This window comes from Bacillus sp. RHFS10, from assembly GCF_016757475.1.
Lineage (GTDB): Bacteria > Bacillota > Bacilli > Bacillales > Bacillaceae > Bacillus > Bacillus subtilis_G.
The window spans coordinates 257,840-274,541 of the sequence record NZ_JAESPO010000005.1 but is presented as its reverse complement, the minus strand read 5'-3'; the positions used below and the strand labels follow the sequence as shown (position 1 = coordinate 274,541).

The following is a 16,702-nucleotide window of genomic DNA, read 5'->3' as shown; positions in this document are numbered from 1 at the left end:
CATCCCTCTTTAGTCTTTTTCATCATAGTTCTTTAAACTCTAGTAAAGGTATCAGCATGTCTGCTTCTTCCTCTTTATGAGAATGTCTCTTATCAATCCAACACCGTTTTTTATTGAAGACAGCCGGCGGGAGCGACTGTCTTTTCGGCTCTGTATATCCCATTATAAAATGCATGTTGCTCAATAACATGTGTGCATTTGTTCCGCCAAATCCAAAAGAACTGATTCCAGCCCTTAACACTCCTTTTCTAGGATTCCAATCTTTTAAAGCAGTGTTCGGGAAAAAAGGAGATTGATCAAATTTAAATCTAGGATTCGGCGTTTGGCAATGCAATGTTGGAGGCAGCTTCTGACTCCAGATGGATAATGCCACTTTAATAACGCTTGCTATTCCAGCCGCACTCATTAAATGCCCAAAATTCGTTTTTACGCTACCTACACCGCAAAATTGCTTCTCTTCCGTTACTTCCCGGAACACTTCAGTCAGTGCTTTTAATTCAATCGGATCGCCTATCATCGTACCAGTACCATGTGTCTCGACATAACTGAGTGAAGAAGCGTCGATTCCTCCGTTTTTCAACGCTTTTTTGATCACTGCACTTTGCGCTTTCGGATTCGGTGTTGTCATTCCCATCGTCTGTCCATCGTTATTTACTGCAGATCCATCAATTACCGCATAAATTCGGTCCCCATCAGTGAGAGCTTCATCAAGCCTCTTCAGCAGAACGGTGCCGCATCCTTCTCCCGGTACAAATCCATCCGCCTTTTCATCAAATGTACGGCATTTTCCCTCAGGTGAAAGCGCTCTGGCTTCACTTAACATTAAGTAAGGCTTTTGGTCAAGTAAAATATCAACCCCTCCTGCTATAGCCATGTCCGATTCTTTTGATATCAGGCTTTGACAAGCAAGGTGAACACTGACTAATGAGGAAGAACAAGCCGTGTCCACAACCAAATTCGGTCCTTTTAAATTTAGAAAATGCGAGATATGAGCTCCGATGAAATTTTGTCCAATTCCCACTATCGTATTTTTTGAAGGTGAACTTATTCTAGACATGAACGTCCCTGCCCGTGAACCGATAAAGACTCCAACCTCTTTGTTTGACACCTCTTCTTTTCGGTAGCCGCCATCTCTCAGTGTCTGTACGCTGACCTCCAGACATTTTTTAATTAATGGATCAAGCTGAGATGCTTCACTTTCACTCATATTGAAAAACACTGGATCAAAATGTTCAATATCCTCGAGAAATCCGCCCCACTTACTGATACTTTTTCCTTTCTTGTAAGTATCCGAGTAATATTGAGAAATATCCCAGCGTGATGTTGGAACTTCGCGGACACTATCTTTCCCTTTTTCGAGATTTTGCCAAAACATCTCTTTATTTTCGGCATCCGGGAAATCACAGCCTATCCCGATAATTGCGATTTGATTCGATTTTTTTTGCTTCTCTTGAAATTCGTTTTGTTTCGGAATCGTTTTTTTATTCATGCGTGTTTTAAAGCCTAGTAAGCCATTGCTTTTTAATGAGCGGTCCTCCAGCTTTACTTCTCTTTCATTTCCCAGAGCGTCAGAAATATGCTGAATGGATACATCCTCATCTTCAAATAATTGATTTAAATAGTACGCAAGCTGTTTGAAGTTGGGGTATTCCAGAAAGGCTGACGGTTCAATTTTTATTTGGAAAGCAGCTTCTGCTTTTTTTACAAGCTGAACCAGCAAAATAGAATCTACCCCGTATTCCGAAAAAGAAGTATCTTGATCTAATTTCTCGCAAGGAATTTTAAGCTCTGTTGAGAAAATATCTTTTAAAATACTAATAATCGCTTCGTTATCAGTATCATCAGAGAACTGTTCGTTTACAACCGATGGCTCATGAACACTGGTTTGAATTTTTGTGAGAGGCAGCTGCTGTAATGAGAATTTCTCATGGTTTGTCTTAACCGGTATAAGGCATGGATATCCAGTCACTTTCATTATTTGGTCGAGCATGCCTATGCCTGTTTCAGTCCGATGTGACAATAGCCCTAACGCCTGATATGCAGGGCTTTTCACCTCGCCCATTCCAATTTCCTTCCAACTAGGCCAGTTTATTGATTTATAATAAGTTCGGCCACACGCATGCTGATAAGCCGCAAAATAATCCATAAAAGCGTTTGCCGCAGCATATTCACTCGTTCCCGCTCCTAACAACGGAAATGCGCTTGCGACTGAAGAAAATAAAATGAAGAACTTGAGGTTGTCCTCCAGAAAAATGTCATGCAACACTTGGAGTCCCTGTATCTTAGGCTCAAATACCTCCTTTATTTCTTGACTGGTTTTATGAATGAAAGCCGGATTCACATGATTGGCTACCCCCGCACAATGGATGACTCCTCCAATTTGCCCGAGCTTCTTTCTCACTTTTGAAAAGAACTGCTGTAATTTTTCTTTCTCAGTAAGCGAACCTCCATATATTTCTATCTGAACCCCTTTTTGCTCTAACTCTTTGAGCAGCTTCAATTTTGAATATAAGGTGGATTTTTTATCTGTCTGTTTTAACAGGTCATCTCTTTCATCAGACTGAGGCAATTCAGTTAGCCCCATTAGTACAAATTTTTTTACTCCCTTGTCAGAATAGTGTCTGGCAAGCTCTGCGCCAATTCCCCTCGTTCCGCCAGTAATAACAAGTGTTTGATCCGGTTGGCATACAGGCAGGCGGATTTCCCTGCTAAACTCGGATGGATGTAATTTCTTCACACACTGCGTATATCGAGCTCCGTTACGATAACAAATTTCACTGTAAAGATCGTCAGCTGCTGCTTCGTTTTTGATCAATTGTTGTAGTTCGTCCAGACTTTTTGAATGCTGATCTATATCTATTGTTTTCGCTTTAATTTTTTTATACTCGGCGCTTAACATCTTAATTAATCCTGCTGTTTCCGCCCCGGCTAAGGTCGGCTGTTTATTCTTAAACGTTTGCAGTCCTTCTGTAATGTGTAAAACAAATAGATGCTTTTGAGCTTTTATTATTTCCTGCAACAGCGTCAGTTTCCCAACAGAGTCGGCTGCAGCCTTTACCGGCTCTCTCCATAAATCAGACAAGTCAACAATACCGGTGATGTCCGTGTTCTCTTTGAGGATCGCCAAAGCCGTCTCCTTTGCACGCAGAGGATTGTCAAAGCTAAAGCCTTCGCCGCTCAGATGTAATTGACTATCAGCTTTCCTGCAAATGACAGTGCAGCCCATGAGAGGATCTGAAGCGAACAACTCAGAAGCAAACTGCTCATTTTCAATGTTAGCCAAAATAATGATCTGGCCTTTTGAAAGAAAAGACGATGAGACTTGGCTTTCTTCCCAAGATTTACATAGTAAATCAAACGGTATATTATCAGGCTTATCTACTACTGTCTCCCATCCTGAGAAAAACATATTCCGGAAGACCGCCATACATTCTCCTTCGTGTGAAAGTAAGTAAACTGTAAACTGCCTCTCTTCAACGTTTGATTCGTTCAGATCTACAAACACGTAACATTCATTTGGAACAGATTGATAAAAACAAATCTCTTCAATCTCCTGTAAGTAAAACCCTTGATCACCAGTGTGCCTTGCTGCTAAAACAGCTGCTGCTTGAATGGCTCCTTCAACTGCAGCAGGATTTACAATACATTCTGTATACAAGTCTTTTTCCGGTATAGCGACATCGGCAAGCAAGAAATCATTATGCAAAAATAAATCTGTGAGAACGCGCAAATCCGCATCATAATATATCAAATTGGTTTCCAGAAGATCATAGCATTCGGACCCGGTCATAGACTCTTTACAATTCGCTTTATAGTCAGCTGCACATTTAAAACGAGCACCTGTTTCACGATTCGCTTCCTTGTATTCCAGTTCTCCGTTTAAAATGATCTGTTCAGCCTCGCGTTCTGACCGTTCAGACAATTCGAAAGATACCGCACCTTGTTGATCAAATAGTCTAAGTTCAGTTCGCACGGGTTGTTCTGTTAATTCCAATAGGGCATGTAAACAAATATTTTTCATTCTCCACACATTCTGTTCGGCAGACATTGCTCCACCGGCAGCTGCCATTTCAATTAGTGAGCTAAAAGGCAGATTTTTTTGCTGATTGATACATAAGGCAGGCCATGCAAAAGATGCTTCTGAAAAATCAGTAATAAATTTTTGCATCTTCAAGGTCGAGACATTTTGATCTAGTAAAGGATGCAACCCCGATTGTACTCTTGTCAATCTATTTGTTTGTGTGATTTTTGAGCTTGGCACCCAATATCTATTCCTTTCAAACGGATATGCTGGCAGAGAAATTATTTTCGGTGATTCTGTTCTGTACTTGTCTTCCCAATCAATTTCACCGCCATTTACCCAATGAAGCGCTATATCATATAAGTTCTGGAATTGTGATGATGCTAATAAGGTCTTATGATTATCGGAACTAATACGGGCATTTCCTCTATATAATCCGTGTACTTCCTGATCTGATTGTAAATACTTGGTGAGCTTATCGACAAGTTCACCAACGTCCCGTGCTTCTACAGCCAGCCGTTCTTCCATGGCTTCTCGTCCCGTTTGTAATGTATATGCCACATCAGTAAGTGATGTATTCGAATCAAGTTCATTTATGAGTGAATCAATTAAGATACGGAGCCGCTCTTCGTTTTTAGCGGACAGAAGAATGATTTGCATTTCTTCGCTCTTTGCAGGATTGGTATTTATTTCGTCTATATACTCTTCAATAATGATATGAGCATTAGATCCCCCAGCACCAAATGAACTGATGCCTGACCTTCTAACATGACTTTCAGGAACCTCCCAGTTTTTTAGTTCAGTCTGGACATAAAACGGTGTTTCATCGAAATCAATATTAGGATTTAACTCATGAGAATGAATGGAAGGTGCCAGCTGTTTGTATTTCATTTGCATCAACACTTTAGTGATTGACGCTATCCCAGCAGCAGCCTCTAAATGTCCGATATTTGACTTTACGGAACCGATTGCACAGCGAAAGCTACTTTTGGGATTGCTGAAAGCCTTAGACAGTCCGGAAATTTCAATGGGGTCTCCCAGCGATGTACCTGTCCCGTGCGCTTCTATATAACTGATGCTGTCTACACCAATTCCAGCTTTATCAAGCGTTTCGCTGATAACATTTGCTTGTTCATTTGGATTCGGGACAGTGTAGCCGTTTGTTTTTCCTCCGTGATTAACTGAAGTACTCTTAATAACGCCGTAAATAGTGTCTCCTTCGGCAACTGCCTTCGAAAGCGATTTTAATAAAATAGCTCCTACTCCTTCACCTGGTACATAACCGTCACCTCCAGCCCCGAAGCTTCTGCAGCGTCCATCGCTCGAAACAAAATGATTTTGAGAAAGCAATGTATATTTATCGGGATGTAAAGATAAATTTACTCCCCCGGCAATTGCAAGGCTGGATTCTCCCCTTTTGATGCTTTCACATGCGAAATGAACGGCAGATAGTGAAGATGAGCACATTGTATCAATAGCAAGACTTGGACCGTGAAGATCGAAGAAATATGATACCCGGTTAGCGATTGACGAATAAGAAGACAAAAGTGCCTTACGGTCATCATCAGATGCTCCTGCTGTAAAAAGCTGATAGTGACTGTATGTCACTCCTACAAATACACCTGTCTTATACCGTTTTAATTTTCCCCTTGTATAACCGGCATTCTCAAATGTGTGCCATGCAGTTTCTAAAAACAACCGTTCTTGCGGATCTATTAACTCGGCATCATGAGGAGAAATTGAGAAAAACAGCGGATCGAACTTATCAGCGTCTTTAATAAAACCTCCCCATTTACTTTTATGACGAGCTTTTTCACCAGTATTAAAGTATCTTCGATGATCCCAGCGTTCGCTTGGGATTTCCGTTATACAATCTTTCCCCGAGGCAATATTATCCCAAAACTTTTCTACATTCTCAGCCATCGGATAACGTCCGGCTATGCCGATAATTGCAATATCTTCTTCGGTAACCGCTGAGGATCTGCAGCGTCCTCGTTGCTTCAGTTGTTTTTTTTCGGCCGTTATGTTCCTTCTCTGTTCTGACTGCGGCGAAAAAGCCTTGACTAACTTGTCATAATGATGTTCTAAAAAATACTCCGCTAACTGGTCGATGCTGCTGTATTCAAAAAATAAAGTCTTAGATACACTGCCAAAGTGTTTTTCTAGCCTGGAAGTTAGTCCTAAGATCGTTAAGGAATCAATACCGTAGCGGTCGAACGTATCCCCGGACAAAATATTGTCAGTTGGTCTCCCAGTCTCAGCTCCGATGATTTCTTTCAATAGACAGACCGTTTGCTTTTTTAATTGATTTTCACTAATTTGAGGAAGTTCGTGATCAGATTCGGATGTTACATCTGTCTCTGTATTATCAACCGAAAGCAATTGGAAGATCTTTTCTTCACTTCCGTTAATAACTGCCAGCTGAGAAGCATTGCTGCTCATACAATTCTGAAAGAAGGCAAGACCGGATTCCGCTGATAAAAGATCCAAACCGGTTTCCCTTAAAACTTGCAACTCTCTCGGACCGACTGACATATTCCCTGCGCTCCATAACGGCCAGTTAATAGAGAGAGTTTTTCCCGGACGATTCTTCATGATCCTGTAATCGGTATAACTGTCCATACAGCCATTTGCAAATGCATAATCGCTTTGGCCCGCATTAGGCAGGATGGAGGACAGGGACGAAAACATGACGAAGAAATCAAGAGATTCCCCTTTCGCAGCTTTGTCAAGCCAAACGGTTCCAAATACTTTGGGTGCGATGACCTTTTCTATTCTGTCTCTCCTCTTTTTAATAACAAATGCATCATCTACAAGTCCGGCACTGTGTAAAATGCCGTTTAATCTTCCAAATGTCCGCCGGATCTGATCAATTAATATGTCGGTCTCTTTTTCCTTCGATATATCTGCTGGGATATAAACAGCTTCAGCCCCGAGCTTTTTCAGCGTGTTAATTTTTTGCTCTATTTCCATAGAGCTCGGTGAACGGCCAGTCAATATAAGATTAACTTTTGCCCGTTTCGCCAAATATTCCGCGAATAGAAACCCAAGACCGCCGGCACCTCCCGTAATCAAATACACACCGTTCTCTTTGATGTTAAAGTTATTTTCCGGGGATCCACCTTTATTCACTTTTTTAATTTGCTGTATATAATAATGTCTTGGGTCATAACATGTAAAACTGCTCGATACACATTGATTATTCCATTCACAAAAAATGACATCAGCGATAAGTTCCTTTGTAAACGGCTCATTACTCATCGCCTTCAATTCTGCAGTCTTACACCTAAAATTCGGGTTTTCGGCTTGAACGGTCTTGAGGAAACTCTCAACCGCTCTATAAATAGGCTGAGCCTCTCCCTGGACATTTTCATATAAATATAAGACCTCTGCTTTCGGACAAAGTTTATTCTCCATTATGGCTTGCAGCAAATAAAATACAGAATACAGGCTTTTATCGAGCTGCTCTCTCATTGTCTTGTCCGTGTCACGAAATGCCCCGACCGAGAGGAAATGAACAATATGCCGAGGCTTTATATTCTGAGAGACAAGCGCACGGCACAAAGCTTCATAATCTTCTTTTTGTGTAAAATTCATTTTAAAACAGCCATTTCGGCCAGCTTCGAATCGGTCTCCGGGAGAAACATAAATAAAAGGCGCCGCGGCGCCTTCTAATTGTCTCTTCATTACGCTGTACAAACTTTCGTCACTGGCCAAAAATAAAATTGGCTCTGTCATCTGACGAGGCTGCCCAGTACGTTGAAAGATATATTTTACCCATTCCTTTTCATAAATATGCGTTTTACCCAAACCTTTAATTAGTCCCAATCCCTCTTCAGGAGTCAGCTCTCGTTCTTTCACTTTCCTAACTATTTGTTCAATTTGTATAGTTTGTTCATTCATGTAAAAGCAACTCCTCTATCAGCTCTGTTGTATCCTTCGTATTAACCTCACCTGATTGTGCTTTTTCAAGAAGCGATATAATTTTAACATCCGAGCTTTCTTCATTTGATTTGTGAACCGCCGGCATTATTGAAGGTCTTTCAGCCTGAGGCGTAAATTCTTGTTTAATCCAATGTCTGTTTTTTCTGAAAGGATAGACTGGAAGGGAAAGTCTCATAGGTTTATTTTCTCCCTCATACAGATCTCCCCAACTGATTTCATAACCGATCGTCCACATTTGAGCCAGTTTTGTCAATTTTCTTTTTTGAATTAGCGATTGAATATATGAGTGACCCTCGGGTCCATCAAAAATCGGGAAATACACTTTATGAAATTCTCTAGCATTTCCTTCAAAAACCTCTTGTAGATCTTCCCCCTGAAGGTAACCGTTTATCTTTTCAGAAAGCTCCTCTAAGCTTGAACAAATAATAGCAAGACGCGATTCGAACGATTCACGGCCGGTTTGAAGCGTGTAAGCTATTTGTTCAAGGCTGTACCCTGCTTGATCTCCATGCTGAGATGTAACCTGATTGTCAACAGGCATATTCGATTCATGACAGATATAATGGAACAAATCGTTGAGTGTTGGTTGCTCTGTAAATATGCCAATCGGGACCTCTTTCCCGGATATTGTGCTGATGAAAGAGCTTAATGCAGTTAAGGTCATCGGATCAAATCCCAAGTCTGTTAAATGTGTCTCCATGTCTATTTCATCTGCATCTAAACTTAGGATTTTTGCTGCCTCTATTCTGATTTCTTCTCGTAGATTATGCTCTCTCACCTTAGGCTCTCCGTACCGGCCAGTTGTCTGCTTCTCTTTTAAAAAGCTTGAAAAATCTTTGGCGTAAGCAATTAATCTTTCTTTTGATTTAGCTGAGAGCACAATTACATGTTCTTGTTCCCTATTTACTTGATTTTCCTGGCTTTCCTCAAATTCTTCTACAATGACATGGGCATTAGTTCCTCCAAATCCAAATGAGCTGACTCCCGCTCGACGGGGAATTTCGTTTCCTTCCCAATCTATCAATCTATTCCACTTTATTGTTTTATTCACAATATAAAATGGCGTTCCAGTTAACTGAATGTAAGGGTTCAACTCCTTAACATGCAGGGTAGCCGGCAGGATTTTATGCTTCATGGCGAGCAATACTTTTATCAGACCCGGCATCCCTGAAGCAGGCTCTAAATGTCCGATATTGGTTTTCACAGAACCGATTCCGCAATATTGGTCCGTATTTCTTGTGCTGTCCGACTTAAGGGATACAAAAGCTTTTTTTAAGCCCTCGATTTCAATTGGATCTCCAAGTTCCGTACCGGTTCCATGTGCTTCTATATAGGATACTGTTTCAGCAGGAATACCGGCATTTTGATAAACTGATGTTAACAGCGCTGCTTGAGCTTCCGGATTTGGGGCGGTCAGCGAAGCAGCTCTCCCCCCGTGATTTTCACCGGTTCCTTTCAATACTCCGTAAATATTGTCCTTGTCATCAATAGCTTTTTGCAGAGGCTTTAGCAGCAGCACAGCTGCACCTTCACCTCGAACATAACCATTGGCAAGCTTATCAAACGTTTTGCATCTGCCATCTGCGGACAAAATTCCAAGTTTATCTGTATATAAGTGGGTCACGGGATCTAATAGCAATGACACGCCTCCGGCTACTGCCAGCTCGCTTTCACCAGCTTGAATCGAACTCACTGCTCTATGGATGGCAACAAGACTGCTTGAGCAGGCTGTATCAATAGATTCACTTGGACCTCTGAAATTAAAATAATGAGATACCCGATTACTGATGAGCGCCTGGCTGTTTCCAGTTCCAACTAATGCATGTGCCTTGTCTAAATGCTTCATTAACAGTTGGCGATAATCATTAAATTGAATGCCGGTGAACACTCCGATGTTTTTGCCTGACAGTTCTGATGCCTTGTAACCCGCATCTTCTATCGCTTTCCAAGTTTCTTCTAAATATATTCTGTGCTGCGGGTCCATAAGTTCAGCTTCTCGAGGATTCACGTTGAAAAAAGATTCATCAAATTTATCAACATCCGTGATAAAACCGCCCCATTTAGAATTTATACGGCTGTTTGCTTTGTTATCTGCATAGTTTTTCCAATCCCACCGCTCGAGCGGAATTTCCTGAATCATATCTTTTTCGTTGATCAAGTTTGACCAGAATTCACCCGAATTTTTTGCTCCGGGAAAAACGCAGCTCATTCCGATAATTGCAATCGGTTCTTTCTGCAGAGGCTTTTTTAACTGACCTGTTTGCTTTTTTGCAGGCGGAAAGCGGATTTCAGACTTTTTCAACTTCTCAGTGTGCCGTGATTCTCTTTTTTCTTGAATATCTATATCAGATTTCACATTTTCTTTAGCTTCCACAGGCAGTTCACCAATTATAAAGTCAGAAAGCGATTCGATATTACTATAAGTAAAGAAAATCGCCGGTGTTAATTCCAGCTTATATCTTTGGTTTATTTGGACGGAGAAAGTTTTCAAACTGATGGAATCGAAGCCAAGATTGCCGAAATTCTCTGATATATCCAAGCGATCGATATTAATTTTCAGTAATTCAGACACCATCCGTTTCAACTCATCTAATACATGAGCCTGTCTAAATAATTGTGTATAATCACCTTTTTCTTGATCCAACTCAGCTGTTAATTCTTGAATAGACTTATCATCAGCTGCTGTAAACCTGCCGTTGTTACCAGTAAGCACGGCTATTTGCAGATCTTCATTTGATAAGATTGCCTCAAATGCTGTTATTCCGTCTTCTGTTTCTAAATAGCGGAACCCCGAAGTTAAAAGGTATGCAGATTCAGCTTCTTTACTTAAATGCATGCCGCCTTCTCGCCATAATGGCCAATTAATTGAAATGCTTCTACCCTGTCTCTCATGCTTTAGACTCTTTTCATTTCGCCAGTGGATATATCGATCTTGGAAATAATTACCTAACGAATAATTAACCTGTCCTAAGTCACCAAATATCGAAGAGATGGAAGAAAACACCACAAAGAAGTCGAGCGGTTCTTCTTTCGTTATTTGATCTAAACATATCGTCCCTTCAATTTTAGCAGCCAGCCCCTTCGAAAAATCAGCGAGACTCATTTCCGTAAATAGACGATCATCAGCATGACCAGCTGCGTGAATAACACCTTGAAGGGGTCCCCAGTTCCGTTTCGTTTCATCTAATACCTGTTTCATCGCATCTTTATCTGTTACATCAGCTTGAAAATACAGCACTGCAGCACCATGTGCCTTTAATTTTTCAATTTCATGCTGTTTTTCAGCTGTTAACGCTGACCTTCCCGTTAACACTAATCTCGCCTTATATTCAGACGCCAAATATTTAGCAAATGTCATTCCAAGACCGCCTAAACCGCCTGTTAACATATAAACCCCTTTATTTTTAAGCATTATGCCGCCTGCATTCGTTAGCGCTCTATCTTCCAGGGTTTTGACATACCTTATATCCTTTACATATTTGACTTCTTCAGCAGTAATATGGCCTTTTGCAGATACAATTTCTTGAAGGCAGTGTTCAGCCTGCTTGTCGGCTGAAATATGTTCAGAAAAGCTGATTGATACAGCATGCTCTACAGAAGGCAGCACCATGTTTATCGTTTTCAAATAACCTGGTAAAGTCTCACCAAAAGGATCACTCATATCTTCTCTATAAGACTGAGTAATCAGTAAATGTTTAAGAGATAAATTTTTTCGGTCACTCAGCGCCTTTAATAAATGAAAGACCGAATACAGTCCTCTAACCGGATGTTCGCCTGCATCAAAATCTCCCCCTGTATGCAGAACAATGTCTGGGAGCATCTTGTTTTTTTCTAATTTTTCAAACAAACGATTATAATCTGACGGTATTTTAGGGTCTATGCTAAATGTCAGAGCATTCTTTATAAGCTGTCGTTGATACGGCGTTACAAGAATTATCCGGTAGGCAGATTGGTCTATTAGCGCCTCAGCAATTTCTTTATCATTTGCAAACAACAAGATCGTACCTGCATTTTCATTTCCAACTTTCACAGGGGAAAGGTTCTTTTGCACCCACTTCTGCAAACAATAATTCACCTCAGTATGCGGCTGTGGATTTACAGTCAGTCCCTTAAGCTCTACAAGCACCCGTCCGTTACCGTCTAACAGAAATACGTGATAAGACGATTTGCCATATTCACTTGGTACTGCGTATGCATATACAGCTTTGGCCTCTTCATCAAAAATGGTACACTCTTCTACTGTTTTAGGTACTGTCCCCGTATTTTTCTCTAAGAGACATAATATCGTCTGATAAGCACTTTCAAGAACAGCGGGATCGAGCGTATAACCCTCTGCCTTGTCGCTTGCCTTTAAGATTGTAAGCGCCTTTCCGTCCCGTATCACGCAACGGTCTATGCCTTTAAGTTTACTGCTGCAATCATAGCCGTTTTCAGCAAGCCGATGATAAAACGCTTCTCCTGATATCCAGTCAGTATACTCTGACATAAACGGTTTAATATTGATAAATTGTCCCTTTTCCTTAAGCCCCTCTAATACAAGTTTGCCGGAGAAATAAAATGATGATTCATTCTGATCTTTTATAAAAAATGAAGCAGTATCGCCTTCCGGTGCCAGCACAATTTGAATTTGGTCATTTAGACCGCTTTGTACGATCGGTTTTGAAAAAGAAAGATTTGTCAATCGAGTAATCGGATGCCCTGAAGCTATTTCTCCTGCCGCCCTCGCGATTTCTATTTGTAAAAGATACGGAAACATCCTTTCATCGTGTTTTGCTTTTACGTATAAATTATCACCTTTGACATTTATATTGAACTTTTGGTCATTAAAATCTGAAACATTGCAGTTAATATGCGGATGCAGAACATCAATTGCATCTGCCTTTTGGCGGCTTCTAGGTTTAGAGGCGCTTATTCTGCATAATTCTTTGGCAAATGGATATGTCGGTGCAGAAATCCGTCTAGGTTTGTCATTTCCATAGAGGAACGACCAGTTTATCGTGTATCCGCTGATCCAAAACTCAGCAACCCTTGAAAGATCTCTCTCTGCAATTGCTTTTTCAATTTCTTTTTCTGTCTCATGACTTTCAAATTCAATGGTGTTTGATACGGATGTAAGTTCAGATGTAAATAGCTGCTCTGATAATGTTTTTCCCTGTGAATAATCTAAAAGCTTCTTAATCAATTCCTCTTTTGAAGATGCAATGACGGCCAATCGGTATGCCATTTCTTCTCTGCCTGTCTGTAAAGTATATGCTATATTCCTAAGTGCATCTGAAGTATAATCTTTTGACTGTATGTACTCCGCTGCACCCTTTGCATAGTCAACCAGTCTTTCAGCATTTTTGGCGGAAAAAACAAATAAAAGCGGCTCTAGCTCGGTTGTTTCAAATACGGCATTCTCACTATTTACGTACTCTTCCAAGATGATATGGGCATTTGCCCCTCCGGCTCCGAATGAACTTATACCTGCACGCCTTGGAATTGATATTTTTTTTCCGTCACGCTCTGCAACGGAAGACACCCATTTTTCAGGACTTTCCGGTACATAGAAAGGCGTTTCTTGAAACTGAATATGCTCATTCAATTTAGAAGAATGAGTCAGCGATGGAACGATTGTTTTATGTTTCATTTGTAATATTACTTTTGTAATTCCAGCTATGCCTGCAGCTGCCTCCAAATGTCCGATATTAGATTTAATAGACCCGACTGCGCATGTCTTTCTGTCTGTCATTGCATCGGCAAATACTTTGTGCAATCCGGCAATTTCAATCGGATCTCCTAATGCAGTGCCTGTGCCGTGAGCTTCTATATAACTGATACTTTCCGGGTCAACCTTTCCTTTTTTCAGGGCTCTGCTAATCACCTTACTTTGAGCGGTCGGGTTAGGCACAGTATATCCATTCGTCTTTGCCCCATGGTTGACAGCTGTTGCCTTAATGATGGAATAAATTTGATCACCGTCAGCAATTGCTTTTTTTACAGGCTTCAGTAAAACAGCACCGGCTCCCTCCCCGGGAACATAGCCGTCTCCCCCAGATCCAAAGCTTCTGCAGCGACCATCGCTGGACAAAAAACCGCCTTGAGTGAGGAGTTTATATTTATCAGGATGAATGGAAAGATTAACTCCTCCGGCAATTGCAAGCTCACATTCATTCGTTATTAAACTCTCACATGCCAAATGAACAGCAGTCAAAGACGAGGAACACATTGTATCCAAAGCAATACTAGGTCCGCTGAAATTAAAAAAGTAAGATACTCTGTTCGCGATGGATGCATATGAAGAAGAAACGGCCTGCTCATGATTTCCAGCACTGTACAGCTGATATTGCCCGTACATGACACCTGCAAACACGCCGACATTTTTCCTTTCAAGCATTTTCTTCGCATACCCCGCATCTTCTATGGTATGCCACACTGTTTCCAGAAAAATTCTTTCTTGAGGATCTATTAACTCCGCTTCAGCCGGAGAAATATTGAAGAACAACGGATCGAAATGATACACGTCATCAATAAATCCTCCCCATTTACTTTGATTTTTTATGTCATGATCAGCTTCCGGCTGATAATGCAGGCTAAAATCCCAGCGGTCTTTAGGAATTTCAGTTATACAATCTTTCCCTTCCATTAAATTTCTCCAGAGAGTGTCAAGATCGTTTGCCATCGGATAGCGGCCACTGATTCCAATGACGGCAATATCATTGTCCTGATATTTTTCTGCTATTTTCAGGTTTGACTGATGAGCCAGCCCTTTTGATTTATGTTGAAAGCTCGGTACTACTGGATCAGCAGCTTCCGCCGCCTGTTGAACATTACCGCTGTCGTTTACTCCTAATTTCAGCATATGAACCAGAGCATCATGGTGCTTTTCAATGAAATAAGCTGATAATTCGGATGCAGTTTGAAACTCAAATAACAGGGTTTTTGAAAGCGCACCAAAATGCTTCTCCAGCTCATTGGTTATATTGATGATCATGACTGAGTCAAGTCCGTATTTATCCAGCGCTGCCTCTGCGTCTATTTTGTCTGCTGGCATTCTGAATTCTGCTGAAATAATTTCTTTTATAAATGTCAAAGTGTCAGCTTTCAGCTTTTTATCAGGCTTTACCGTCTCACTGACGGTTGTTTCTTCTTGAAGCAGACCGCTATCACGTTCATACAATTTATGTACATGTCTGTCTATATGATCATCTCCGCAAAATACCGTGAATTGGGAAAGCCCAGATGACAAACCTGCTGAAAACGCTCTGATCCCCTCCTCTTTCTCCAAGGGATAAAAGCCCGATTTTTTCATCGTCTCCAACGTGCGCTCATCTACTTGCATGCCGACTTCTTTCCAAAGTGGCCAATTCAGAGATAGGAACATTTTGCCCGGATTCTGAGCGGCACGCATGTTCATCAAATGATCCATATAACTATTTCCGAATGCATAATCAGCCTGTCCAATATTTCCTAAAACGGCTGAAGTAGAGGAAAAACAAATAAAAAAGTCGAGACGCTCCTGCTTTGTGGCTTCATCCAGCCAAAGTGTGCCCAATACTTTCGGCTTAATCACCTGATTGAATTCTTCTATTGTTTTTTTATGAAGAAATGAGTCGCGGATGATACCCGCGCTTTGAATGATTCCGTTTATCTTTCCATATGCTCTTTTGGTTTCATTGATTATATATTCTGCCTCTTCTTTTATTGAAATGTCAGCCTGTAAATAAATAGAAGAGGCTCCTAAGGCTTCTAATTGTGCTATCTTATTTTGTATTTTGTCTGAAAAAGGTGATCTCCCCGTTAAGACAATCTGGCATTTGGTTTGTTGAGCCAAATATTCAGCAAAGGTGAATCCTAATCCGCCCGCCCCTCCTGTGATAATATAAACACCATTGTCCCGCAGTATATATTCCTCACTTGTATGTTTGTTTGCAGGTTTATATGTTATCAGGCGTTTAACAAATCTCTCCATTCCTTGGTAACGGATTTCGATCTCAGGAGAGCTGAAGTCTCTCAGTTCATTGATCAAAATATCGCCTAAGCTGCCGTTTGCGAAAGCCGACCGCTCTAATTCAATGCTTTTTGGCGAAATTAGCGGGTTCTCCTGCTGCCAAGTCCGCAAAAAGCCGCTTGCCGATGCATAAAGGGGCTGTTCTCCTAAACGCTCGGAAAAATACGCATACAATACGTTTACTTTTTTGCGCATTTTACTCTTGAAGAGAGCCCGGTTTAATAAAAATAAAGAATAAACCCCGCTGTCACATTGTCTTTCAATCGCTTTCTCATTACTGCTAAACGGTTGGTCAGACCATAGATGGACGGCTTCCCTTATGTCTGCTTTCTCTTCTTTCAGTAACGCAAACAAGCTTGTATAATCTTTTTCAGACCGAGGGTTGATTTCAAACACACCACTCCGAATACGTCGAAATTCTTTCCCAGGCATGACTAAAATAATACTTCTATCATGCCGTACAGTCAGTTCCTTATGCAAATCCTCATTTGTATCAAATAATAAAAGACTGCCCTCTCTTCGGCTGTCTTTTGGATCTAAATCGAGATCAGCTGGCTGCCAATCCGTCTTATAATAAACAGTCTGTTCCCTTCGCTGAGCCATACCAGAATCAAGTTGCTTAATCCGTATTACTCCTTCTTCCAAGGAAATCAGGCCGCTTTTAATGTCAGAAAGTATTTTTTTTCTTACATCACGAGTTACGCTCATAAAACATATCATCCCCTTTACAAATTACATTGTTGAAC

The 16,702-nt window shown here is 40.9% G+C and carries 2 protein-coding genes; both read right to left on the bottom strand.

What is annotated here, in order from left to right:
* Positions 1 to 22: 22 nt before the first annotated feature.
* Positions 23 to 7,924, bottom strand: coding sequence for an SDR family NAD(P)-dependent oxidoreductase (locus tag JMN17_RS17575; RefSeq protein WP_202328631.1), 7,902 nt, complete (start codon positions 7,922 to 7,924; stop codon positions 23 to 25).
* Positions 7,917 to 16,664 carry an SDR family NAD(P)-dependent oxidoreductase gene (locus JMN17_RS17570; protein WP_202328630.1) on the bottom strand — a complete coding sequence of 2,916 codons (8,748 nt, stop codon included), beginning with the start codon at positions 16,662 to 16,664 and terminating at the stop codon, positions 7,917 to 7,919. Before JMN17_RS17570 ends, JMN17_RS17575 begins: the two co-directional genes overlap by 8 nt.
* Between the last annotated feature and the right edge of the window lie 38 nt (positions 16,665 to 16,702).

Coding starts and splice junctions, on each gene's coding strand:
- JMN17_RS17575 (WP_202328631.1), bottom strand. CDS start 7,924: ATGAATGAACAAACTATACAAATTGAACAAATAGTTAGGAAAGTGAAA.
- JMN17_RS17570 (WP_202328630.1), bottom strand. CDS start 16,664: ATGAGCGTAACTCGTGATGTAAGAAAAAAAATACTTTCTGACATTAAA.